This is a genomic window from Corallococcus praedator, from assembly GCF_003612125.1.
Lineage (GTDB): Bacteria > Myxococcota > Myxococcia > Myxococcales > Myxococcaceae > Corallococcus > Corallococcus praedator.
The window spans coordinates 1-21,993 of the sequence record NZ_RAWI01000132.1; the positions used below are offsets into that span (position 1 = coordinate 1).

A 21,993-nucleotide genomic window follows, 5' to 3' on the forward strand; every position below is an offset into this window, starting at 1 on the left:
AGATGTGTATAAGAGACAGGTCCCAGGAGTCACCTGAGATGAAGATCATCTACCTCCACCAATACTTCACCACGCCCTCCATGCACGGTGGGACCCGGTCCTACGAGCTGGCCCGCCGCCTGGTCGGCATGGGGCACGAGGTGCACATGGTGACCTCCGACACCCGGCCCCAGGGGAAGTCACGCGGCTGGCGCGAGACGAACGAGAGCGGCATCCAGGTGCACTGGCTGCCGGTGCCGTACAACAATTCGATGAAGTACACGGAGCGCATCCGCTCCTTCGGTCAGTTCGCGGTCGACTCCTCGCGCCGCGCGGCGCAGCTGTCGGGCGACATCTTCTTCGCCACGAGCACGCCCCTGACCATCGCCGTGCCGGGCCTCCTCGCGTCGCGCTGGAACAGCCGGCCCATGGTGTTCGAGGTGCGCGACCTCTGGCCCGCCATCCCCATCGCCGTTGGCGCCCTCAAGAGCCGCTCCGCCATCCTCGCCGCGCAGATGCTGGAGAAGGCCGCCTACGCGGGGGCGGCGCACATCGTCGCGCTGTCGCCGGGCATGAAGGCCGGCGTGGAGGCGGCGGGCGTGCCGCCGGAGAAGATCACCGTCATCCCCAACCTCTGCGACCCGGAGCACTTCCAGGTGCCCGCTTCCGCGGGCGCGGAGTTCCGGGCGAAGTACCCCTGGCTGGGCAACCGGCCCATGGTGCTGTACGCGGGCACGCTGGGGATGGTGAACGGGTTGGACTACCTGGTGCGGCTGGCCGCGGACATGCTCACGCGCGACCCGGAGGTGCGCTTCGTCATCATGGGCCAGGGCCGCGAGGAGGCCTCCCTGCATGCGCTGGCGCAAAGGCTGGGCGTGCGCGACCGCAACCTCTTCTTCCTGCCCAGCGTGCCCAAGGCCCAGCTCCCCGCCGTGCTGTCCGCGGCCACCATCGCGACGAACCCCGTCACCGACGTGCCGTGCATGCAGGACAACTCCGCCAACAAGTTCTTCGACGCGCTCGCCGCCGGCCGGCCGCTCGCGATCAACTCCGGCGGCTGGCAGGCGGAGCTGCTGGAGCGGGAGCCCTTTGGCCTGCGCCTGCCGCCCAAGGACATCCCCGCCGCGGGGGCGCTGCTGGCGAGCAGGCTGCGCGACCCGAAGTGGCTCGCGCAAGCCGGGGCGCTCGCGGCGCGCCTGGGCCGGGAGCGCTACTCCGCGGACATCGCTGCCCAACGTCTGGCGGAAGTGTTGCAGCGCGCGGCGGCGCGGTCGTGACGAAGCGCTCGGTGGGGGGCAACTTCGCCTGGTCGCTCTCCGCCGGGCTCATCTACGCCCTTGCGCAATGGGGCGTCCTGGTGGCCTTCGCCCGGTTGGGCACGATGGAGGAGCTGGGCGACTTCGCGCTCGCGCTGGCCATCACCGCGCCGGTGCTGCTGATGGCGCGCATGCAGTCGCGCACGCTCCAGGCCACCGACGCCCGGGGCGCCTTCGGCTTCGAGCACTACCTGGGCCTGATGGTGCTCAACGTGCTCGCGGCCCTGGGGGTGTGCGGCGCCATCGCGTGGCTGGTGGCGCCATCGCCGCGCGCGATGGGGGTCATCGCGCTGGTGGCGCTGGCCAAGGGCTTCGAGGCCGTGAGCGAGGTGTTCTACGGCGCGCTGCAGAAGGCGGAGCGACTGGCGCTCATCGCCCGCTCCATCATCGCCAAGAGCGTGCTGTCGGTGGTGGGGGTGACCCTGACGCTCTGGCTCACGCACAGTCCCACCGCGGCGGCCGCCGCGCTGGGGCTCTCCTGGGCCATCGTGCTCTTCCTCTTCGACGCGCAGGCATTCCGGCGCGAGTTCCCGGACTCGCATCCCTGGCGCCCGCTGTGGCGCACCCCGTGGCGCGAACAGGGCGGGCGGGTGAAGGCCCTCTTCCTGCTGTGCTACGTGCTGGGCATCACCGCGCTGCTGGGGGCGCTGCGGCCCAACCTCCCCCGCTACCTGCTGGAGGCGCACTCCGGCCAGGCCGAACTGGGCATGTACGCCGCGCTGGCGTACTTCACGGCGCTGGGGGGCCGGGTGGTGCACTCGCTGGGGCAGGCCGTGAGTCCCCGGCTCGGCCGCTACCACGCGGCGGGGGAGCAGCGCCGCTATGCCCGGATGCTGGTGGGCTTCTCCGGGGTCGCGGCGCTGGTGGGCCTGTGTGCCATCACCAGCGCGGCGCTCTTCGGGCGCTGGGCCCTGACGTTCTTCTACGGGGCCGCCTACGCACAGAACCTGGAGCTGTTCGTCTGGCTGATGGGCGCCGCGGCGCTGGAGTACGTCTGCGTGAGCCTCCAGGTCGGGCTCACCGCGGCGCGCGAACTGAAGGGCCAGGTGGTGCTGCTCGTCGCGTCCGTGGGCGTGGTCGCGCTGGGCAGCATGTGGTGGGTGCCGACGGTGGGGCCGGTGGGCGCCGCGTGGGCCCTGGGGCTCGGCTGGGCCACGGAGCTTTGCGGCAGCGCCTGGCTCGCGGTGCGCGTCTGGAGACGGATGGGACATCCAGAGGTCGCCCCCCCCCGCCCGGTATCGGCGCAGGACACCGTGGATGCTCGGGAGCAGACAACGGGTTGAGTCCGGGGGGACGTGGTGGGCGGCCGGAGCGTTCCCTAGGCTCCCCGGGCTTCGAGCATGCGGCGTCATCGGAGTGAAACACAGGCCCTGACATCGCGCACTGGAGCCCTAGACCATGCAAAGACAAACAGGAGCCGGACGGTTGCTCAAACGGCTCATCGACCTGATGGTCGCTGGAGGCGGCCTGGTGTGCCTGTCCCCCGTGCTGGCCGCCACGGCGTTGTTCGTCCGCGCGACAATGGGCGGCCCCGTCTTCTTCCGTCAGCAACGGCCGGGCCTGGGCGGAAGGCTGTTCACGGTCCTCAAGTTCCGCTCGATGCTGGAGGCGACGGACGCGGACGGGAACGAGCTCCCGGACGAGCAGCGCCTCACGTGGGCCGGGCGGCTGCTGCGCTCCACCAGCCTGGATGAGCTGCCGCAGCTGTGGAACGTGCTCAAGGGCGACATGAGCCTCGTCGGTCCCCGCCCGCTGCTCGTCGAGTACCTGCCGCGCTACTCCGCCGAACAGGCGCGGCGCCATGACGTGCTCCCCGGCGTCACCGGCTGGGCGCAGATCAACGGCCGCAACGCGCTCGGCTGGAACGAGCGCTTCCAGTTGGACGTCTGGTACGTGGACCACTGGAGCCTGGCCCTGGACCTCAAGGTGCTCGCGCTGACGCTGCTGCGCGTCGTGCAGCGACAGGGCATCTCCTTCGTGAGCGAGGCGACGATGAACAAGTTCACCGGCACCGCGCCGCCGGAGGCCAACGTCGTGGCGCTCCGGCAGGACGACGGCCGCCCGTTCAGCTCCCCGTCCGACGGACCGGATTCCGGGACACGGCGCGAACCACCTCCACCACACGCTCGAGCTCCCGGGTCGTGAGGTTGGAGCCGGAGGGCAGGCACAGCCCATGCTGGAACAGGTCCTCCGCCACGCTTCCCCGGCGCCGCTCGAAGGTGGCGAAGACGGGCTGCAGGTGCATGGGCTTCCACACCGGCCGCGCCTCGATGTTCTCCCGCTCCAGCGCGGTGCGCACCGCCTCCCGGTCCGCGCCGAACACCTTCGGATCGATGGTGATGGTCGTCAGCCAGCGCGTGTGACGGCCCCATGGGGCCTCCGGCATGAACGTGATGCCGGGCAGGCTTTCGAAGGCCTTGGCGTAGAACGCGTGGTTGGCGCGGCGCGCGACGACCCGGTCTTCCAACACCAGCAGCTGGCCCCGGCCGATGGCGGCCAGCACGTTGCTGAGCCGGTAGTTGTAGCCAATCTCGGAGTGCTGGTAGTGCGGCGCGGCGTCGCGTGCCTGCGTGGCCAGCTTGAGGGCGTGCTGAACCAGCTCCCCGTCGGAGGACACCAGCATGCCGCCCCCGGAGGTGGTGAGGATTTTATTGCCGTTGAACGAGTAGATGCCCACGCGGCCGAACGTGCCGGGGGCCCGTCCCTTGTACGAACTGCCCAGGGCCTCGGCTGCGTCCTCCACCACGGGCACCCCGTAGCGATCACAGGCGGCCAACAGCGGATCCAGGTCCGCGCTCTGACCGTAGAGGTGGACCACGATGACCGCGCGTGGCAACCGACCCGCGCGGGCGCGAGCGGCGAGCTCCTCCTCCAGCAGGCCCGGATCCATGTTCCAGGAGGAGCGCTCGCTGTCGATGAAGACGGGCGATGCGCCCAGGTAGCGGATGGGGTTCACGGAGGCGGAGAAGGTGAGCGTGCTCACCAGCACGTCGTCGCCGGGTCCCACGCCCACCAGTTGCAGGGCCAGGTGCAGCGCGGCCGTGCCGGAGCTCAGCGCGAGCGCGTGGGGGCTGCCCACGCACCGGGCGAACTCCTGCTGGAACGCGTCCACATGCGGTCCCAGCGGGGCGATCCAGTTGCTCGCGAAGGCGTCCTCGACGTAGCGGCGCTCGAGCGTGCCCATGTGGGGCGAGGACAGGTAGATGCGGGAGGACATGCGGGGGCTCCGGTCTGGACCGGGGCCCGTCCCCGGCATTTCCGGCAGCGTTCGCACACTCCCTCCCCCCGCGCGCTCGGGCGGGGGGAGGGGGTGTTTGTCCGCATTGTGGAACTACAGCGCGGAGTTGCCAGACAACAGCTTCGCGTTGAGCGCGCCGTTCGCGTAGAACTGGGTGTTGCGACCCACCGCGTGCGTCTCCAGGCGGCGCTGGAGGTTGGCGTCGTAGCGGCCCAGCTTCATCAGACCGTCGTTGAACCAGCCGTTACCCTTCCCCGTCCCGTCGACGAAGTTGCCATAGCGACCGGCCGCGGGCCAGATGATGCTGTTGAGCGTCACGACGAACTTGCGCATGTCCGCGTCCGTCCACTCCACGCCCGCGTCATGGGCCTCGACGAGGTAGGCCATCATGCCGTTGGCGTGGGACACGTCCTGGCCAGGACGCGAGCGAGAACCCCACTCGGCGGCCCAGAAGTACCCGGCCGGGTTCACCGTGCTGGTCATGAGCTGCCCGCGCAGCGACGACGTGGAGTTCGGCAGGTCACGGTTGATGTTGTTGACGACGGTCAGGTAGGTGGCCTTCTTCGTCGCGTCCGTGGTCATGCGCGACAGGTCCATCGCAATCAAGGCCCAATGCGACGCCATGTGCGTGTTGACGCGGTAGATCCAGCTGTTCGCGCCGCGCTTGTTCCACTTCTCGAAGATGTTCTTCTCGGTGAACGCCAGCAGCCGGTCGTACTGTGCGCGATAGGTGGCATTGCCGTAGAGGGCAGGCGTCTCGCGGATGACGCGCAGCATGCGCGTCACGTAGCGCCAGCAATAGCTCTCGTACAGGGCCACTTCCTGGCCCAGCACTTCCGAGCGCGCCGCGGCCCAGCCCTGGTAGCCGTCCTTGAACTGGCTCCGGGGAAACGACGTGGACGCCTTCGCGTTGCCGACCACGTTGTTCACGTACAGCAGCGCACGGTCCAGGTACTGCGTCTTGCCAGTGGCCCGGTACATCGCCGTGTTGCCGTCAATGGCATAGCCCAGATTGTAGAACTGCCAACTGTCGAGCGACTTGCTCATGGGCAGGTAGATGGAGGTGTGTTCGGCGTTCCAGCGGCCCAGGAACAATGTCTCCCAGCCCGCCACGGTGCGCAGCCCGGCGACGGCCTGGGCGGCGAGGGCCTCTTCCTGGGCGGATCCAAGCGAATCCGTGCCAGGAGCCGGGAGCGCCGCGTCCGCCTCCGGGTCCGAGGGAGCAAGCGCGTCTGCCTCCGGGATGGAGGGAGCAGGCGTCTGTGTTTCAGGGTTGACGGTTTCAGCGGTGCCTTGCGCGTTTTCTCCGCTGGTGTCGCCAGTGGCCGCCTCGCCAGAGGTGGCTTCCGGGTTGGGGCCACAGGCCCCTCCAACCAGGAGGGCGAGGGACAGCAGGGACGACAGGGCAAGACCAGACGTATTGCAACGACGAGATTCCGACATCAGTGGGTCCCGTGGGGTAGGTCCGGTGTGCTCCCCGGTGCGCTACCCTGTTGTGAGAACGCCGGAGTGCGTTCGCGGCCATCAAAGAGTTGAGAGCCCCACAGAATTCCTTTGTGTTTATACAAACAAATGGAACGCCCGCCCGTTTGTCTTTGGTACCGGGTGGCATGGGCCCGGCTGCCTGAGCCGGTGAATGACGCACGCGGAGCGGGAGAGGACACACATGAGAAGGGTGCAAGCGAGCGCCACGCTGGTTCCCGACGCGGGAGCCTCGGCGCTATCGGAGGAGTACTTCCGCTCCGCGCACCACCTGCGGGCCGAACGGGTGACCCACACCCTGGTCCTCCGGGGACACGCGGGGGGAGTGCTGCACCTGCCACTCATCGTGCGCCCCATCGAAGGGACGCCCTACCGCGACGCCATCTCCCCCTACGGGTTTCCCGGAGGGACCGTGGACGGCCTGTGCGAGGTGCCGAAGCGGGACGTGGACTGGGGGGGCACGGAGCTGGTCAGCATCTTCGTGAGGGACCGGGTCCAGGGGCCGCCCTGCTTCGCGGAGCCGACCGCGCGCAACGAGGTCTTCTTCGTGGACCCGAAGCTGCCGCTCGACATCAAGGAGATGCACCGCCGGCACCAGCGGCGCAACGTCCGGCTGGGCTTCGTGAGCACCGTGTGCGCTTCGCGCGAGGCGTCCGCCGACGAGCGGCGGGGCTTCCTGGACGTGTACCGGCAGACGATGATCCGCGACGAGGCCTGCCACCGGTACTTCTTCTCCGACGGGTACTTCGAGGAGGTGTTCGCCTCGCCCGGGGTGTGGCTCGCGACGACGCGCGCACCGGACGGGCAGGTCGCCTCCAGCGCGCTCATCGTCCGCAGCGATGGGCTCCTGCACTACTACCTGGGGGGCACGGCGGATGCGCACCTGGCGCGCTCACCGGCGAAGAACGTCTTCGGCGCGATGATTGACCTGGGCACGCGGCTGGGGCTCCCCCTCCACCTGGGGGGTGGGCTTGTGCGGGGCGACGGGCTGGAGGACTTCAAGCGGGGCTTCGCGAACGCGAGCGCCCGCGTCCACACGCATGAGATTGTCTGCGACCCCGGGGTGTACTCGCGTCTGTCGGAGGGGCAGGCCACCGGGAGCTTCTTTCCGGCCTACCGCACGCCGCGACACTAGCGGCGGGCCCCTTCCCACCGCCGGAAACGCCCGGGGCCCCGGCGTCCCCGCGCCCCGGGGAGAGGGAGCGGGGGGACACCGGGGCCCCAAGGGACACAGCGGAAGGCTTCAGGCGCGCACGGCCTGTTCGACGCCCAGGGGATGCGGGCCCCCCCGCAGGCCGCCGGGCACCGGCGGATTGACGTCCGCCAGCAGGGGCGAGCTTCCCGGCAGGATGACGTTCCGGGACTTGGACGGGGTGTACGAGGGAATGAGGTCCTGGAGGGCGCTCTTCACGGCGTGGACGTCACCGGCGTGGGCCGCCCGTTCCAAGCGGAGCAGCTGCAGGTCGAAGTCCTGGGGAGGCGCGGGGCTGCGCGCCACCTTGATGCGGTTGCGGACCTGCTGCGTGAGCTCCTCCTCGTCGCTCATCAGCGTCTCCTCCAGCTTCTCGCCCGGGCGCAGCCCCGTGTAGACGATGGAGATGTCCTTGTCCGGCACCCGGCCCGTCATGGTGATCATGTTCGCGGCCAGCTCGGCGATCCGCACGGGCGCGCCCATGTCCAGGATGCACAGCTCCCCGTAGCCGCTCAAGCCCGCCAGCACCACCAGGCCCACCGCCTCCGGGATGATCATGAAGTAGCGGGTGCAGTCCGGGTGCGTCACCGTGACGGGGCCGCCGGCCTGGATCTGCTGCTTGAACAGCGGCACCACGCTGCCCGCGGAGCCCAGCACGTTGCCGAAGCGGACGGCGCAGAAGGTGGTGCGTGACGTCACCGCGATGTCCTGGATGACCATCTCCGCCAGCCGCTTGGACGCGCCCATCACCGACGAGGGCTTGACGGCCTTGTCGGTGGAGATGAGGACGAAGCGCTCCGCGCCGCAGGCGTCCGCCATGCGCGCGACGTTCTGGGTGCCGAAGACGTTGTTCTTGATGGCCTCCTCGGGCGAGTCCTCCATCAGGGGCACGTGCTTGTGCGCGGCCGCGTGGAACACGTACTGCGGCCGGTACTCCTGGCCAATGCGCATCATGCGGTCCAGGTCCCGGATGTCCGCCACGATGGAGCTCACGGGCAGCCCCGGGTAGCGCGCCTGGAGCTGGCGCACCAGCAGGTAGAGCTCGTTCTCGTTGATGTCCACCACCACCAGCGAGGACGGGGCGTGGCCGGCCAGCTGCCGCGTGATTTCACTGCCGATGGAGCCCGCGCCGCCGGTGACGAGGACGCGGCGGCCAGAGACCAGCCGGTGGACCTCATCATGGTCGAAGGAGACGGCGTCCCGGGGCAGCAGGTGCTCCGGGCTGAGGTCGTGCAGCATCGCGGCGGTGATCTTCTCATCCAGGTAGGCGAACGAGGCCGGGATGATCTTGAAGCTGACGCTCTCGTGCCGGCACAGGCTCAGGATGTGCCGGGTGCGCTCCGGCGACAGGCGCGGGATGGCGATGAGCACCTGGGTCACCCGGTGTTTCGTCATCAACTCCGGCAGCGCGTCGATGACGCCCAGCACCGGCTTGCCATTGAGGAAGGTGCCCTGCTTGCCCGGGTCATCGTCCACCAGCCCGATGACGTGCCAGGAATTGCCCTGGCCGCGCATCAGGTCGCGCAGCAGCAGGTCCCCCGCGCTGCCCGCGCCGACGATGAGGGTGCGCTGGACGCCGTCCGCACGCGAGCGGCGCTGCTCCAGGTACCACTGACGCGCCATTCGGGGCGCGAAGCGGTGGATGCCCAACAGCGTGGTGGCGGCGAAGAACTCGAGCGCGACGACCTGGCCCGGCAGCGCGCTGGCGAAGAACACCAGGCGCAGGAATTCGAACACGATGCTCGCGACGACGTTGGCCATCACCAGCCGAACCGCTTCGTTGATGCCGGAGCGGCGGAAGGACCAGCGGTGCAATCCCAGCCAGACCATGGTGACCAGACGCACCGTCAAGAGCAGGGGCAGGGCGCGCGGGAAGACGTCCAGGGCCCCGGCGGGCAGCGCGCCGTCAAAACGCATCAGGACCGCGAAGAAGAGCGCGCCGGTGATGAGGACCGCGTCCACCAGGAGCATGCGCAGCGAGCAGAGCAGGGGCGAGCTTCGTGGCGCGCCCTCCGTGGATGAATCATTGGTGCGGAGTCCTTCGGTCTTCTCGAAACCCTTCATGTGGCCTCCCCCTCTTGGCCTGGCGCGGCTTTGAATCCGCTTCCTCGTGACGTCCGTAGGGAAGCTCGCCCCAGTTCCAAATCGCGAGGAATGGTTGGACGCTTGGACGCCGTTCCCAAGCCGTCCCACGGGGCATCCGACCCGCCGCACGGGGCCGGTGGACGTCAGTGAGCAACAGCGCCCCCCCATGGACCTGGATCCGGGCCACTTGCCAATTCCAAGGAAAGCACGTTTCGGAGTTTTTCCCCGAAAACTCAACGGACGGGCCGGTCTGAACCCTTCAGCTCCGCGCCCCCCCTCAGGTCGCGTAGGCCTGTCGCCTGAAGCCGCGTGTCCAGGTGGAGACGCTCCTCCCGTCCGTCCGGGACGCTTCCCCCACGGCCTTCATGCGCCTTGCTCCTCCAGGGGTGTCCCGCCACGCTGGGCCCATGACGACCGAGTTCATCCTGCTCCGCCACGGCGAGACGGAGTGGAACGCCCAGGGGCGCCTGCAGGGCCATCTCAACAGCTCCCTGAGCCGCGAAGGACTGCGCCAGGCGGAGGCGCTCTCGGCGCGCCTGGCCACCCTGCCCTTCCAGGCCCTCTATTGCAGCGACCTGGACCGGGCGGTGCAGACGGCGGCCCGCATCGCCGCGAGGACGGGCCACGACGTCCGCCAGGATGCGCGGCTGCGCGAGCGCGGGCTGGGCATCCTCGAAGGGATGACGCGCGCGGAGGCCCAGCAGCGCCACCCGGACGTCTTCTCCGCGTACGCAGCGGGCGGGCCCGACTTCGTCATTCCCCAGGGTGAGAGCACGTCCCAGCGGTTGCGCCTCGCGGTCCGGTGCCTGGAGGAGCTGAGCGCGCGACACCCGCAGGCCCGCGTCGTGGTCGTCACGCACGGAGGCCTGCTCAGCAGCCTGCTGCGCGACTGCCTGGGCATCCCCCCCACCACGCCGCGCGCCTTCTCCGTGCTCAACGCGAGCTGGAACCAGTTCGACCTCCACGAAGGCGCGTTGCGGATGGTGACCTGGGGGGACGTGAACCACCTGCGCGGGCTCAGCCTCGACGACACCTGAGACGGGCGGACGCGGATTTAACTCGGCTTAATGCCCCCCGCCCCACGACCTGCGCGACAACTCCCTCAGCGGAATCAACAGGGGGACGCACATGTCGGGGTTCATCCAGGGCCACAAGCCCTTCAGCACCTTCATCCAGAAGCCGAACGTCAGCAGGCCGCAGGGGACGGTCAGCACGGCGGCGCCAGCACCGGCTCCGGCCGCGCGACCCCAGCAGGGCCCCGCCGGCCTCTTCGCGGATGGCTTCACGCCCGCCCCCACCCGGAGCCCCTCGCGCAACCCGGTGCTGGACCCCTTCACCGTCACCGCCAACAGCGCGTCGGTGAAGGACAGCGCCGAGGTGGAGGCGCAGTTCGAGTCCGAGCCCTTCACGGTGAAGGTCGCGGCGTACACCGAACTCGAGCGGAGCCAGAGCACCGACGGCGACATGACCACCTTCAGCGTGGAGGCGGAGGTCGGCGTCAAGGGTGAGGCCAGCGTGGAGACGTCCCGCGTGGATGCCACCGCCAGCGGCGCGGTGGGCGCCCGGGGCTCCTACCAGGTGTCGGTGCCCACCACGGCGGCGGCGGGCATCAGCTCGCCCGAACAGGCCGCCGCGCGGCTGAGCCCCTTCGCGCCGGCGGACCTGCCGGTGGGGACCACCATCGAAATGCACGGCGAGGCCTTCATGGAGACCGGCCTGTCGGTGACGTTCAAGAAGATCGCCAATGTGTTCGACGTCACGCTGAACGAGAGCGTGGAGCGCGCGAAGGGCATGTCCATCGCCATCAACAAGGTGGACGACAAGACGGTGCGGGTGACCATCGGGCCCACGGAGCTGGTGGCGCGCACCAACGGGCTCAGCATCGGCGTGGGGGACGTGGAGGTCGGCCTGTCCACCACGGGCAAGGTGGACCAGCAGACCGCGCGGCAGGTGGACTTCGACATCTCCACCCCCGCGGGACAGGCGGCCTACGACCGCTTCATGACCACCGGGGAGCTGCCCGGCAACGACGCCGCGAAGGGCACCTCCAACGCCGCGACCGTGCAGCTCGTCAACGGCGAGGTGTCCACGGAGCTGACGGTGGGCATCTCGCTGGGGGAGAACACCCCGGTGAGCGACGCGTACACGTACACGCACTACGACGACGGCCGGAAGGAGTTCACCTGGTCCGGGGTGATTGGCCCGGTGACGCTCGACATCGCGGGCACCGTGGGCGACCCGTCCACCCAGACCTACGCGGCCACCCTGTCGGGCGTGGACCCGGGCAGCGTGGACGGCCTGCGACAGGTGTTCCCGGCCATGACGGGCACCGGCGAGACGGTGACGATGACCTGGACGAACGCGGAGGCCCAGCAGGTCCAGCAGATCGCCAAGGACTGGATCGCGGCCTACCAGCAGGGTCTGCCTGGCTTCCCCCCGGGAGACCGGGCCCCGGACTGGGTGCTGCCCATGGCCAACGCCGCGACGCCCGAGGAGGCCATCTCCCTGCTGATGTCCCCCACGGCGAGCTACGACGCCACGTCGGTGGCCGACCGGGTGGGTCTCATGACGACCTTCCTGCGCGACACCACCGGAGCAACGGTCCCGGGCACGGTCACCGCGAAATAGCCGCGGGCTGCCAGCCGGGGCCATTCCGACCCTACAATGGCGGGCGCCATGCGCACGCCATCCACCCCGGGGCTCGGTCCACCCGCCGTCTTCGTGGGCCGTGCCCAGGAGGTGCGGCGGCTGGGGGACATGCTCCGGCGCGTGCACACCGGGGTCGTCTACGGCCTGCCCGGAGCAGGCAAGTCCGCGTTGGTGGCGGCGGTGGCCGCGCGCCACCGGGGCCCCGTCGTGCACCGGCGCGTCCTGCCCGGGGACACGCTGGACACGGTGGTGGACGACGTGCGCCGCCTCTTGCGTGAAGCGCCCGTGGCCCAGGCCCTGTCGGATGCGTCCCGCCTGGAGGACCTGGTGCGGGAGATGGAAGTGCACCGCGCGCTGTGCGTGCTGGACGACCTGCACGTGCTGGGGCCCCCGGAGCGCGCGGTGCTGGTGGAGGACCTGGGCGGGCGGCTGCGCAAGGGGTCGCTGCTGGCCACCTCGCGTGAGTCCGTGCCCCGGCACGCCAGCAGCCCGGACCGCTTCGAGCTGCGGCTGGATGGCCTGCCGCAAGACGCCGCGCGCCTGCTGTGGCGACAGCTGGGCTCGCTGTACGGGGAGCGGGAGGGCTTCGAGGCCGCGTGGAGCCGCTCGCGGGGGCTGCCCTTCCTCCTGCGCCGCGCCCACGCCGGAGACACCGGAGGGGAAGAGCCGGTGCGCGCGGCGCTTTCGGCGCTGCCGGAGGACGAGCGGCGGCTGGCCGCGATGCTGGCCCTGAGCGAGGTGCCGCTCACCCTGAGCACGCTCCAGGCCGTGCTGCCCGGAAGCGACGCGGACGCCTCGCTGCGGCGGCTGGGCGCGCGACTGCTGGTGGAGACGGACTCGCGGGGCCGGCACGGCGTCCACGACCTGGTGCGCGAAGCGCTCGTGTCGATGCTCGGGCCGGACGAGTCGAACGCCGCCCATGCGTCCCTGCTGGAGGTGATGGAGCACGAACCCCTGCCCGCGGTGGTGCGGGTGCGCGCGGTGTGCCGCCACCTCCAGGCGCTCGGCCGCCATGAGGCGCGCGCGGCCTTCATCGTCGCCCAGGGGGAGGCCCTGGTGCGCCACGGCGCCGCGGATGAGCTGCTCTGCCTGGTGGACTCGGTGCCCGCCGCGCTGCGCACGCCGGAGGTGCGGCTCACGCACGCGCGCGCCCGCGTGCGGCTCTTGGACCTGCGCCGGGCCTACCCGGAGCTCCTGGCGCTGCGCGCGACGCTGGATGCACCGGAAGGCGCGGCCGGAGGCTCGAATCAGGAGGCCCTGCGCGAGGGCGTGGGCACGGTGCTGGTGCGGGTGGCCCTCTTCTCCCTGGAGCCGGAGGCGTGCGAGCGGACCTTGGAGGCGATGCCGGTGCCGAGCAGCGCGGAGGTGTTCCTCCAGCAGCTCCTGGCCCTGACGGCGCTGCGCTTCTTCCAGGGGCGCCTGGACGAATCGCTGGCGATGCTGGACGGCGCGGCGACCGCGGCCGGAGGGGACCGGCGGGTGCTGGGATGGTGCGCCTATGCCCGCGCGCTGATGCTGTGGATCGAAGGCCGCGACAGCGAGCTGGCGGAGCCGCTGGCCCGGTGCGTGTCGCTGTTGGAGGACGCGCCGCTCGACTCGCGAGGCCCGCTGGTCGCCGCCATGTCCGCGGGCATCCTGAGCCGGCTGGGGCGCTTCACCGAAGCCGAGGCCGCGCTCGGAAGCGCCCGGGAGCGGCTGGGGCAGCTGGGAGCGCCCCGGCTCGCGCTGGAGCTGGACTGCATCGCCGCGTGGGTGCGGGGCGAGCTGGGACAGCGGCGGGCGGCGCTGGCGGCGCTGCGGGAGACGGAGGTCCGGGCGGAGCGCGCGGGCTACCTCTTCGTGAGGCTGCTCTGCCGGGTGGGCGCGGGCCGCATGTTGCTGGAGCTGGGCCGCCGCGCGGAGGGACAGGCGCTGCTGGACGCGGTGGAGGCGGAGGTCCGGACGCGCGGCGTGCTGGGGCTGCTGCGGGCCGTGCAGGTGGCGAGGACGCTGGACGTGCCGGGCCCGCAGGAGGCCCCCGTCACGGTGGAGCCGCGCGAGGTGCGCCCGGGCATCGCGGCACGCCAGCGCGCCCTCGCGGCCTGGGGCGCGGCACGGCAGGGGGACTCCGTCCGCGCGCTGGGGCTGCTCGCCGCGCTGGAGCCGATGGCGCTCGGGGCGGACTTCGCGCTGGAGCGTGCGCTGGGCCACCTGGCCCGGGCCGCGCTCCACCGGCACGCGGGCCGCGCGAAGGAAGCGGACGAAGCGCTGGAGCACGCCGCGCGCACGGCGGCCGAGGGCGAGGTGGACCCCGAGCTGATTCCGGAGCTCTCGCGCGCCCGGGGCTCCCCACCGGCGGTGGAGACAGCGGCCCCGGTGGGCGCCGCGGACGCGGTGGTGCTGGATGCGAAGCGCCACGAGCTGCGGGCCCCGGGGCGCGTCATCTCCCTGGAGCGGCGCGCCCTGCCGCGCAGGCTGCTGTACGCACTGGCCCGGCAGCCGGGACGCACGCTGTCCAAGGAGGACTGCGTGCGCGCCATGTGGAACGCGGCCTACGACCCACGGCTGCACGACAACTCCTTGCGCGTCCACGTCAGCCACGTGCGCGAGATGCTGGAAGGCACCGGCACGCGGGTGGTGTTCGAGGACCCCGGCTACCGACTGGAAGTGGCCGGGGGCTTCACCTTCATCGCGGAGTAGCGCGCTCCCTGGACTTCAGGGCGCGCAGTAGCGGACCGCCTGGAGTTCGTGCGCTTCCGGCGGCTGCGTGGAGGTCATCACGAGGGCCCCCATCCAGTTGTCCGGAAGCTCCTCCAGCAGCACCCACTGCGCGTACCGGTGCAGCGGCAGCGGGTCCGGGCCGGGGGTCCAGTCCCTGGGGGTCCCGCCGGGCGACAGGCTCCAGAAGCGTCCGCGCCAGTCGAACGAGGTATCGCCGCCCGACGGCGCCTGCTGACGGACGGAGAGCCAGGCCACCTGGAGTCCCCGTGACGTCGCCGTGGCGTTGAACCAGGCGGTCTCCGAGGACGAGGTGGTGGTCAGGAGCTCCGGAGTCCCGCCATCGAAGAGGTTCTTCACCACCGACAGCGTGGCGGGGACACCCTCGAACTCGCGCAGCACCACGGCCGCGGACGCTTCAGGTGCCCCGCCCCCCGCGCCCAGGTCCACGAGCGCGGTCTGGGTTTCGGACTTCGGCTGGAAGGAGCGCTCCTGCCCCACGGGCATCAGGTTGTTGTCGAAGCGCTGGAGCCGGAGTTGTCCCCCATCCAGGGGGCCCACCTCCTCGAGGACCGACACCAGGAAGCCCCCATCGCGCAGGGCCAGCACGTTCACCTGGCCCAGCCAGGAATCCTCCGTCAGCTGGGCCCGCATCAGGACCCGGGTCGCGGACACCGTCTGGCCATCCAGGTCCGTGACCGTGCCATGCAGTTCACGGGACGACCTCGGCGCCTGGATGGAGGCGTCCTTCCAGGCCATGAACACCCGCGAGCCCTCCGCCGACATGGCCACCCGGCTGGAGACGTGGGCCACGGGATGCTCGAAGAGCACCGTGCCACCCTTCGGTCCGGGCCCGGGATGTCCCTGCGCATCGAGCGGGATGAGGAAGCCCCGGGTGGTGTCCGGCAGCCCGTCCGACGAGGAGTAGTACAGCGCGGGCCCACGCGACGTGGACAGCAGCTGGCTGTACATCGAGCTGAAGGACTCCTGGGTCGTCACGGCCGCGGACACCTCCGTGGTTTCGGGCGATGCCAGGGAGGCATCCAGCCGCGTGATGCGAGCCACCAGGGGCGTGTCGAACACCGCGACCAGCAGGCCCTCGGGGATGCGGAGGCTGCTCACATTGTTCCGGGTCAGGGCACTCCCCAGCGAAGCGACCTTCGACCACCGGGCGGGAGGATCCGTCACCCCGTCGCAGTCGTTGTCCACGCCGTCACAGCGCGTCTCCACGTCCTCGTAGGTCGACCCATACGAGCGCGCCGTGCACACGGATTCATAGACACCGTCGACCTGGGCGCGCCGGGCTCCCGCGCAGACCCCCAGCGTTCGCTCACACGGCAGGGCTTCCGCGGTCTCGCCACCGTCTGGATTGCCCGCATCGGCAGAGGCTCCCGCGTCGGCGGAAGGGCCCGCGTCCTGCGACGACGAGGAGGCTCCGCATCCCGCCAACATCAGACTGCCCACCACCGACAAAACAGCCCACATCCGACCCGACATCATCCGCACGCTCATCAACCCCTCATCTGCTGGCGGTCCCAGACGCATCAGCGATGCAAGTCTAATCCGCTTCGGCCCCAGGAAGCAGGTGTGCGGCACGATGCCGTCCTCCACCCGGGTGCGGTAAAGCGCACGCACGGGCCGCATGAACCCTGACGCGCCCCGGTGAGAGGCAAAAGCACCCGGGGTGAAGCGGCACCCCGGCCGCCCCGCAACCTCAGACGCGAAGAAGCCGGTTCAAGCTCTCCAGCGTGCCGCCACATTCCTCAAGCACCTTTCGGATGAAGGAGTCCTCGGACGCGGAGTCCTCGTCGAGGCTCACCCGGGGCACGCCACCGAGCAGGAGATCGAAGCGCTGGAGGCGCATGTTCATGATCTCCACAGCGCGGGCGTCCCGGGTGCCATTGAAGCTCGGGTACGCGTATTCGATGGGCTGCTTTGTCAGCCCTGCCCAACCGCCAACGCGCCTCACGCGGCCATTGCGCTGAAGCGTGCGGATGGGGCTCGGATCGAGTTCATAGTGCACCAGCAATCTGCAACACCGGTGCAGGTCGACGCCCTCCGAGAGCCGGTCCGTGGCCACGAGGACCTCCGGCCCGAAGGGGCTGTTGAAGAGGCTCAGCACCACATCCGGCTCCCCCTGGAAGAGGATGCTCGGCACCTTCTGCCCGTCCACGGAGTGGCTCCAAGCCCCAAGCACCCGGTGACCCTCCTCCAGGCTCCCGGGCAGTTTGGAATCCCCCCGGTGCGCGGCCCGCAGCAGGCCTAGCGTCGAGCGCGAGCGCGCATCCGTGAGGTTGCGAAAGAGCGCGTCCGCCGCGTCCAGCACCGAGGGCACATGTGGCTCGGTCCGACCGCGCACGCGCGTCTCCGAGAACAACTCCCGCAGGCGTCTACCCGTGCGCGGCTGCTCCGGGAGCCAGGAGAGCACCTGGCGGCACAGCCCCGGGCCACAGAGCCAGTCGAGGAAGGTATCGAACAACGCCTCCGTGTCCGTGTGCTCGTCCGTGAGCGGGCGCTCCTCCATGCGCTTTGACAGGAGGTCCCTCCACTCCGTCTTCCACACGTCCCGCGGCGGCTGAAGCGACCCGTCTCCTGGAAGAAGGAGTTCGGCGTCCAGCACCTGGAGCAACTCCAACGCGGTGGCCCGGTGATGGCAGAAGATGAGCACCTTCTCCTGCGCCTCCACTCGCCGGGCGACGGCTTTCGCGACCGAGGCCATCTTCGGATGAGGCCCCTGCCGCGTGCGCTCCTTCAACAAGCGGTGCGTCTTCGTGAGTTGACGTCTGACGACGAGCGGAACCTCTCCCTTCGCCAGCTCGGTCACCCGGTCGACCTCCTGGCGGAGGTGTCCCCACCCCACGTGGAAGCGAGGATCGTTCGTGCGCTCCCGGCCTTCCTCGCGCGTCAGTCGGAGGAGCCGATCCGCGCGCAAGAGCAGCTCTAGGGACGCATCATCCGCCGTCGGCACGTCGACGGCCCAGGGCTGTCCGACCTCTCCGAAGTACCGGCGCTCGGACGGCGCGAGGTCGTTGATGCCATACCGGATGACGTACGGGGCGATGGCCTCGATGGCGGCCCTGCCCGCAACCTCCAGCTTCCGGGCCGTCTTCACCGGATCCCGCCCCTGGGCGGGGCCGTGCAGTTGCAAGAGACTCCGTGCATACCGCTCCACCGGGACTTCAACATCCCGTGCGTCACAGAACCGCAGCAACTGGATGAGTTCCTTCACCTCGATGCTGAAGGGCGTGGCGGTGAGAATCAGCCTGGCGTCGGCATGTTCGCCCTGCACCTCCAAAGCCTGGCGAAAGGTGCTCTCCTCACCCTTCGCCCGGTGCGCTTCATCGACGATGAGCAGGCTGCATCGGGTGATGCGGCCCTCCCTCCGTGCCTCCACCAACTGGTGATGCGTGCCCACCTGGATGCGACTTTCGTGCAGCCGCGCGGTCTCCCATCCCTTGATGTTGTTCGCATCCACCTTCAGACGTGACGCTCGCTCCTGAAGCAAGGGCACATGGGCCTTGAGTTCCTCCTCCCAGCGCCGACGCAGCACCGCGTTGGGCGCGAGGATGCGCACGGTCCCGCCCAGCCCCGCGACCACCCAGGCCACCAGCGCGGCAGCGGTGGTCTTGCCCAATCCCACGTCGTCCGCGAGCAGCACGCCACCGACCTGTCGCGCGCCGACACCGGTCAGCCTGGAGAGGATCGCGGTCGCCGTGGCGAATTGTCGGCGCGTGGGTTCAAGTGCCAGGGGACGATTCGAGTTCCTGGACGCTTCGCAATAGCTGTCGGGGTACTGGAGGAACTTCCAGCCGCGCCCGTCCACATCCAGTCCCTTGCCATTCATGATCTGGCCTCCTCCAACCGGCAACTGAACTCCTCGGCGACCAGGAGCGCGGGCAGACGGAACCCGGCCTTCGTCTGCTTTTCCGCCCTGCGCCGGAACAGCTCCGCCAGCCGTACACCGTCGGCCAGCACCCGCCGCTTCCCCTCGGAGTCTCCGCGCGACTCCGCGACCTGGAGCTGCTGGACCCAGGAGTCCACGACCAGGAAGTGGCTTCGGGCTTCCGTGAAGGCCTCCACCGAGTAGTTCTCGGCCGTGCCTCCTCCCGAAGACATCAGGACAGAGGCATCCCCGCGCAGCAGTATCTGGAAATCCTCCGGTTCGAGCGTCAGCGCGCCATAGGACTCCAGCAGGAGGGCATCCTGGAGGGCCTGGGCGATCTCGGGGTCGATTTCGGGCAGCGGGGTCTGCGCAAAGGCATCCGCGGGCCGCAGGTCCAGGACAGGCACCTCGAGCGTCACCTCCCCACGAGAGAAGAGGACGGTGAGTGGAGGGCGCGCTCCGTCTTCCCACCGGACGGCGCCCGTCCACCGGCGCGAGTGCCGCGGATCCTCCGTGAGCGGGACTTCCAGAGCGGGCAAGGGCATCGTGCCCGAGACCCGGGCACGCGGCGCTTCCGCATCAACCCGGCCCAGGCAGGCGACCGTCACGGTCTCGCCATTCCAGAGCGCCTGTCCCCAGCCCAGCTCCGCTTCAGCGGGCTGCACCACGACATCCGTGGTGTGCACGTCATGCCCCTCGCCGAAGGCTTCTTCTTCCGGCTGGATGGGCCACTCGCCGTCCAGCAGCACCCCGAGTTCGAAGTTGCGCGGGCCCACGTCCCCCACGCCCCAAGCGGAGGCGCTGAAGTTCGCGGACGTCACCAGCAGGCGCCGAGTCTTCCCACGCCTCAGCAGGTAGAACTTCGCGTGGCTCCAGCGCCGGTCCTCGGCGCCCTGGCTGTCATGAAAGGCGCTGGTGGGGCCGTCCGCTTCGTAACCCAGTCGCAGCAGCGCCAATCCTTCCGTGCGGAGGGCATCGAGTGTGCGACGCGACATGCACCATCCCCCTCCGGCCCCGGGCTCCGCCCAGGGATGCATGGAATCAATCCAGGACAGGGCGATGTCAGACGGAGCCGTGCCCAGGCTCTCGCTCCATTGCCGCAACGCAGGGCCCTGCCATTCGCCGACAAAGGGGGTGCATATCTGGACCCGCAGACGGCCAGTGCCCACCGGCGCCACCTTCCCCAGGGCGGAAGCGCCCCACCGTGACGCTTCTCCCGGACGCTGGAAGGCCTTGGGGATGCTCGCGACGAACCGCACCCCTTCCGGGCATTCGCACCGGCCCAGGAGCCCCACGAAGGCGCCCGTGCGGGATGCGGCATCCTCCCCACCCGCCGACTCCCCGAGCGCTTCGAGGAACCGGGGCAGCGGCCCCCAGGTGGAAAGGTTCGCACGCGTGTCGCGAGGGCCCAATGGCAGCAGGGCCCGCCATCCGGCCTGCAATTGCTGCTTCAGCGAGGCCCGCGTGAGGTTCGCGGAGGAGACGACGATTTCCAGCAATGCATCCTCGCCATCCCCTGCCCCCTCCACCGAGACCCAGTGCAGCATCCACAGCTTGGCATGCTGGATGGCAGCGCCTTGGGCCCCCGTGAAGAAAGGGGAGACGTAACGCCACAACCAGGGGTACGCGGTGCCCGCGGACGCCTCCGATTCCCGCTCCTGTGCCACGGAAGCAGGCGAGGAGATGACGGTGAGCCGTCCCCGGAGCCGCTGGAGGGCGAGCGCCAGCTCCCCAAAATACAGCGACCGCGCGGCGGGCTCTGACTCGAATCCCCGGGAGAGGGAGAGAATCGAAGGCAGCAGATGTTCGACGAGCAATTCGGGCTGCGCGGGCTCGAACGTGGTGAAGAGCGCCGCTTCCAGCCGGTAGCCCGGAGGAATCGTGGGCAGTGATTCCCGCCAATCAGGTTCCATCCTCACGCCTCGTCCCCTTCGTCCGGTGCATCTTCGTCACGGCTCAACGCCGCCTCCAGCGCCATCCGCGTGTCCGCCACGCCGCACTGCCGGGCCAGACGCGCGAGGGGCCAGAGCCGGAACCGGTAGGGACTCGCGGCCGCACCGTTCTGGGGAAGCAGCGGTTCAACACGGCCCCGCCGCAAGCGGAACCACCGCAGTCCGCCGCCGTGAAGTTCGTGGTGCCGAGCGAGGGCGCGAAGCTGGTCTCCAGGAGTGCGGGCCCCAGCCATCGCGCTCGCCAACACCACCGAGGCCTCGCCGGCCCGCAGCGTGGCGAGGTCCTCCCGCGCGTTCCAGGTCCGGGAGGACTCGACGAGGCGGCTCAGCGGCTGCTGGATCTCGGGAGCACTGGCGAGGTCCGCCACCTCGGGGCCTCCCGCCTGATCCGAAGCACCGATCGCCGCCCACAATGCCCGCATGGCCTCCATGCCCGCGTCCGCGAGCCGCGTGAACGCAGGCAGCGTGGCGAGAAGGGGCCCCGCGTCCGAGGCCCGCAGCACCGAATCCGCGGCCAGCAGGTCGCACAGGTCCACATGTCGCGAACCCGGCTCGACGCCCTTGAGCACGCGCGCCACGACAAGCCTGCGGTGGTCCTTCGGGAACAGGCAGCCCCTGAGCAGCTCGCGCTCCTCTTCCGGGAGCGGCTTCGACACCCCCGCCTCGGTGGGGAACAGCTCTTCGAGCCCCTGGACATCCAGGCCCCAGCCCGCCTTGATCCACCAGAATTCCTCGCGCTCCCGCCAGCGCCCCCACTGCGTGCCATTTTCGAGGATCTCGTCCCTGAAGCGGGCCTGCTTCGGCAGCCTCCTGTTGACGTGGTCGAAGAGGTCGTTGACGACGGTGGACGGGGTCCAACCATCGGGGCCGTGCTCCCCCAGTGTCAGTCCGGGCACCCTTCGCAGGAGCGTGCGGTACGCCCCGTAGAGGCCCGTCTGCCGGTAGCGATGGAACTGTTCGGGAGGCATGCCAAAGCGCTCGCCGCGCTCGCCGCTGGCCAACCACTTTCGCACCGCGCGCTGGCCACGGAGCTGTCTCCCACCGGGATTGCCCGCCCGAAGGGTCCAGGTCACCCACAGCAGCTCGAGTGGGCGAAGCCAGGCGTAGCGCCGCTGCTGGGCCGCACGGGAGCCAAGCCCCGAGTCCCCCTCCGCCTTCACCCAGACGTCATGCGAGGCCTTGAGGCACCACGACAGGAGCGTGATCCATCGTGCATCCACCGTTCCGTTGCTCAGGTCCGGAGCGAGCGCATCCGCGTATTGGTCCGAAAGTCCCCGCAGGCCCAAGGCATCCCCACGCCGCCGCACGAGCGGATCCCATGGCGACGTGAAGAACCAGCTCTGCCCGTACTCGACGACTGCTGCCCTTTGAGCCAACGCGCCAACCCATCCCTTGAAGTTGCCCCGGTTTCGTGGAGCGTTTCCGCGCTTTCGCCCTCAAGCGGCAGCGCGGTGCTTCTTCTCGTAACCAGCGGGTGACTCGTAGTCGAGCGCGGAGTGGCGCCGGAGCGGATTATACCA

Annotated in this window: 14 protein-coding genes; 7 read left to right on the forward strand and 7 right to left on the reverse strand. The window is 70.0% G+C overall.

The features are described from left to right. From D7Y13_RS49945 to D7Y13_RS18590, 3 genes are all read left to right on the forward strand, one after another. The coding region (locus D7Y13_RS49945; protein ID WP_244222354.1) for a glycosyltransferase family 4 protein at positions 1-1,256 on the forward strand (1,256 nt) is incomplete at its 5' end. Further along, entirely contained in the window at positions 1,253-2,578 is a 1,326-nt protein-coding gene (locus D7Y13_RS18585; RefSeq protein ID WP_120584700.1) for a lipopolysaccharide biosynthesis protein, read from the forward strand. The genes D7Y13_RS49945 and D7Y13_RS18585, both read left to right, overlap by 4 nt. Positions 2,579-2,693: 115 nt before the next feature. After that, positions 2,694-3,440 carry a sugar transferase gene (locus D7Y13_RS18590; protein WP_120584701.1) on the forward strand — a complete coding sequence of 249 codons (747 nt, stop codon included), beginning with the start codon at positions 2,694-2,696 and terminating at the stop codon, positions 3,438-3,440. On the opposite strand, the gene D7Y13_RS18595 is transcribed toward D7Y13_RS18590, so the two are convergent. Together D7Y13_RS18595 and D7Y13_RS18600 are read right to left on the reverse strand one after the other, a co-directional pair. Continuing rightward, complete coding sequence (locus D7Y13_RS18595; protein ID WP_120584702.1) at positions 3,361-4,512, reverse strand: aminotransferase class I/II-fold pyridoxal phosphate-dependent enzyme; 1,152 nt, start codon at positions 4,510-4,512, stop codon at positions 3,361-3,363. The two genes, D7Y13_RS18590 and D7Y13_RS18595, sit on opposite strands and share 80 nt — an antisense overlap. 114 nt (positions 4,513-4,626) lie before the next feature. After that, positions 4,627-5,976, reverse strand: coding sequence for a hypothetical protein (locus D7Y13_RS18600; RefSeq protein WP_120584703.1), 1,350 nt, complete (start codon positions 5,974-5,976; stop codon positions 4,627-4,629). A gap of 223 nt (positions 5,977-6,199) precedes the next feature. Here D7Y13_RS18600 and D7Y13_RS18605 point away from each other — a divergent pair, with 223 nt between their 5' ends. Then, positions 6,200-7,150 (forward strand): GNAT family N-acetyltransferase, encoded by a 951-nt coding sequence (locus D7Y13_RS18605; protein WP_120584704.1) that lies wholly within the window; start codon positions 6,200-6,202, stop codon positions 7,148-7,150. Between the two features lie 108 nt (positions 7,151-7,258). Here D7Y13_RS18605 and D7Y13_RS18610 read toward each other — a convergent pair whose 3' ends face one another. Further along, a complete protein-coding gene (locus D7Y13_RS18610) occupies positions 7,259-9,271 on the reverse strand; it encodes a polysaccharide biosynthesis protein (RefSeq protein WP_120535189.1) in 2,013 nt (670 codons plus the stop codon). Between the two features lie 428 nt (positions 9,272-9,699). On the opposite strand from D7Y13_RS18610, the gene D7Y13_RS18615 reads away from it, so the two are divergent. The 3 genes from D7Y13_RS18615 (at position 9,700) to D7Y13_RS18625 (ending at position 14,620) form a co-directional block, all read left to right on the forward strand. Further along, the gene (locus tag D7Y13_RS18615) at positions 9,700-10,329 is read left to right on the forward strand and encodes a histidine phosphatase family protein (protein ID WP_120584705.1); all 630 of its coding nucleotides are present in this window, start codon (positions 9,700-9,702) and stop codon (positions 10,327-10,329) included. A gap of 91 nt (positions 10,330-10,420) precedes the next feature. After that, positions 10,421-11,920 (forward strand): hypothetical protein, encoded by a 1,500-nt coding sequence (locus D7Y13_RS18620; protein WP_120584706.1) that lies wholly within the window; start codon positions 10,421-10,423, stop codon positions 11,918-11,920. Between the two features lie 48 nt (positions 11,921-11,968). Further along, on the forward strand, positions 11,969-14,620 hold the full coding sequence (locus tag D7Y13_RS18625) for an AAA family ATPase (protein WP_158620425.1): 2,652 nt from the start codon (positions 11,969-11,971) through the stop codon (positions 14,618-14,620). A gap of 15 nt (positions 14,621-14,635) precedes the next feature. Here D7Y13_RS18625 and D7Y13_RS18630 read toward each other — a convergent pair whose 3' ends face one another. The 4 genes from D7Y13_RS18630 to D7Y13_RS18645 all read right to left on the reverse strand — a co-directional run bounded on the left by D7Y13_RS18630 (position 14,636) and on the right by D7Y13_RS18645 (position 21,759). Next, on the reverse strand, positions 14,636-16,273 hold the full coding sequence (locus D7Y13_RS18630) for a putative metal-binding motif-containing protein (protein ID WP_147444392.1): 1,638 nt from the start codon (positions 16,271-16,273) through the stop codon (positions 14,636-14,638). A 79-nt stretch (positions 16,274-16,352) separates the two neighbouring features. Further along, entirely contained in the window at positions 16,353-18,482 is a 2,130-nt protein-coding gene (locus tag D7Y13_RS18635; RefSeq protein WP_120584709.1) for a DEAD/DEAH box helicase, read from the reverse strand. Then, positions 18,479-20,434: a tyrosyl-DNA phosphodiesterase 1 gene (locus D7Y13_RS18640; RefSeq protein ID WP_120584710.1), complete on the reverse strand. Its 1,956-nt coding sequence runs from the start codon at positions 20,432-20,434 to the stop codon at positions 18,479-18,481. Before D7Y13_RS18640 ends, D7Y13_RS18635 begins: the two co-directional genes overlap by 4 nt. Positions 20,435-20,436: 2 nt before the next feature. Beyond that, positions 20,437-21,759, reverse strand: coding sequence for a hypothetical protein (locus D7Y13_RS18645; RefSeq protein WP_147444393.1), 1,323 nt, complete (start codon positions 21,757-21,759; stop codon positions 20,437-20,439). Positions 21,760-21,993 lie beyond the last annotated feature (234 nt).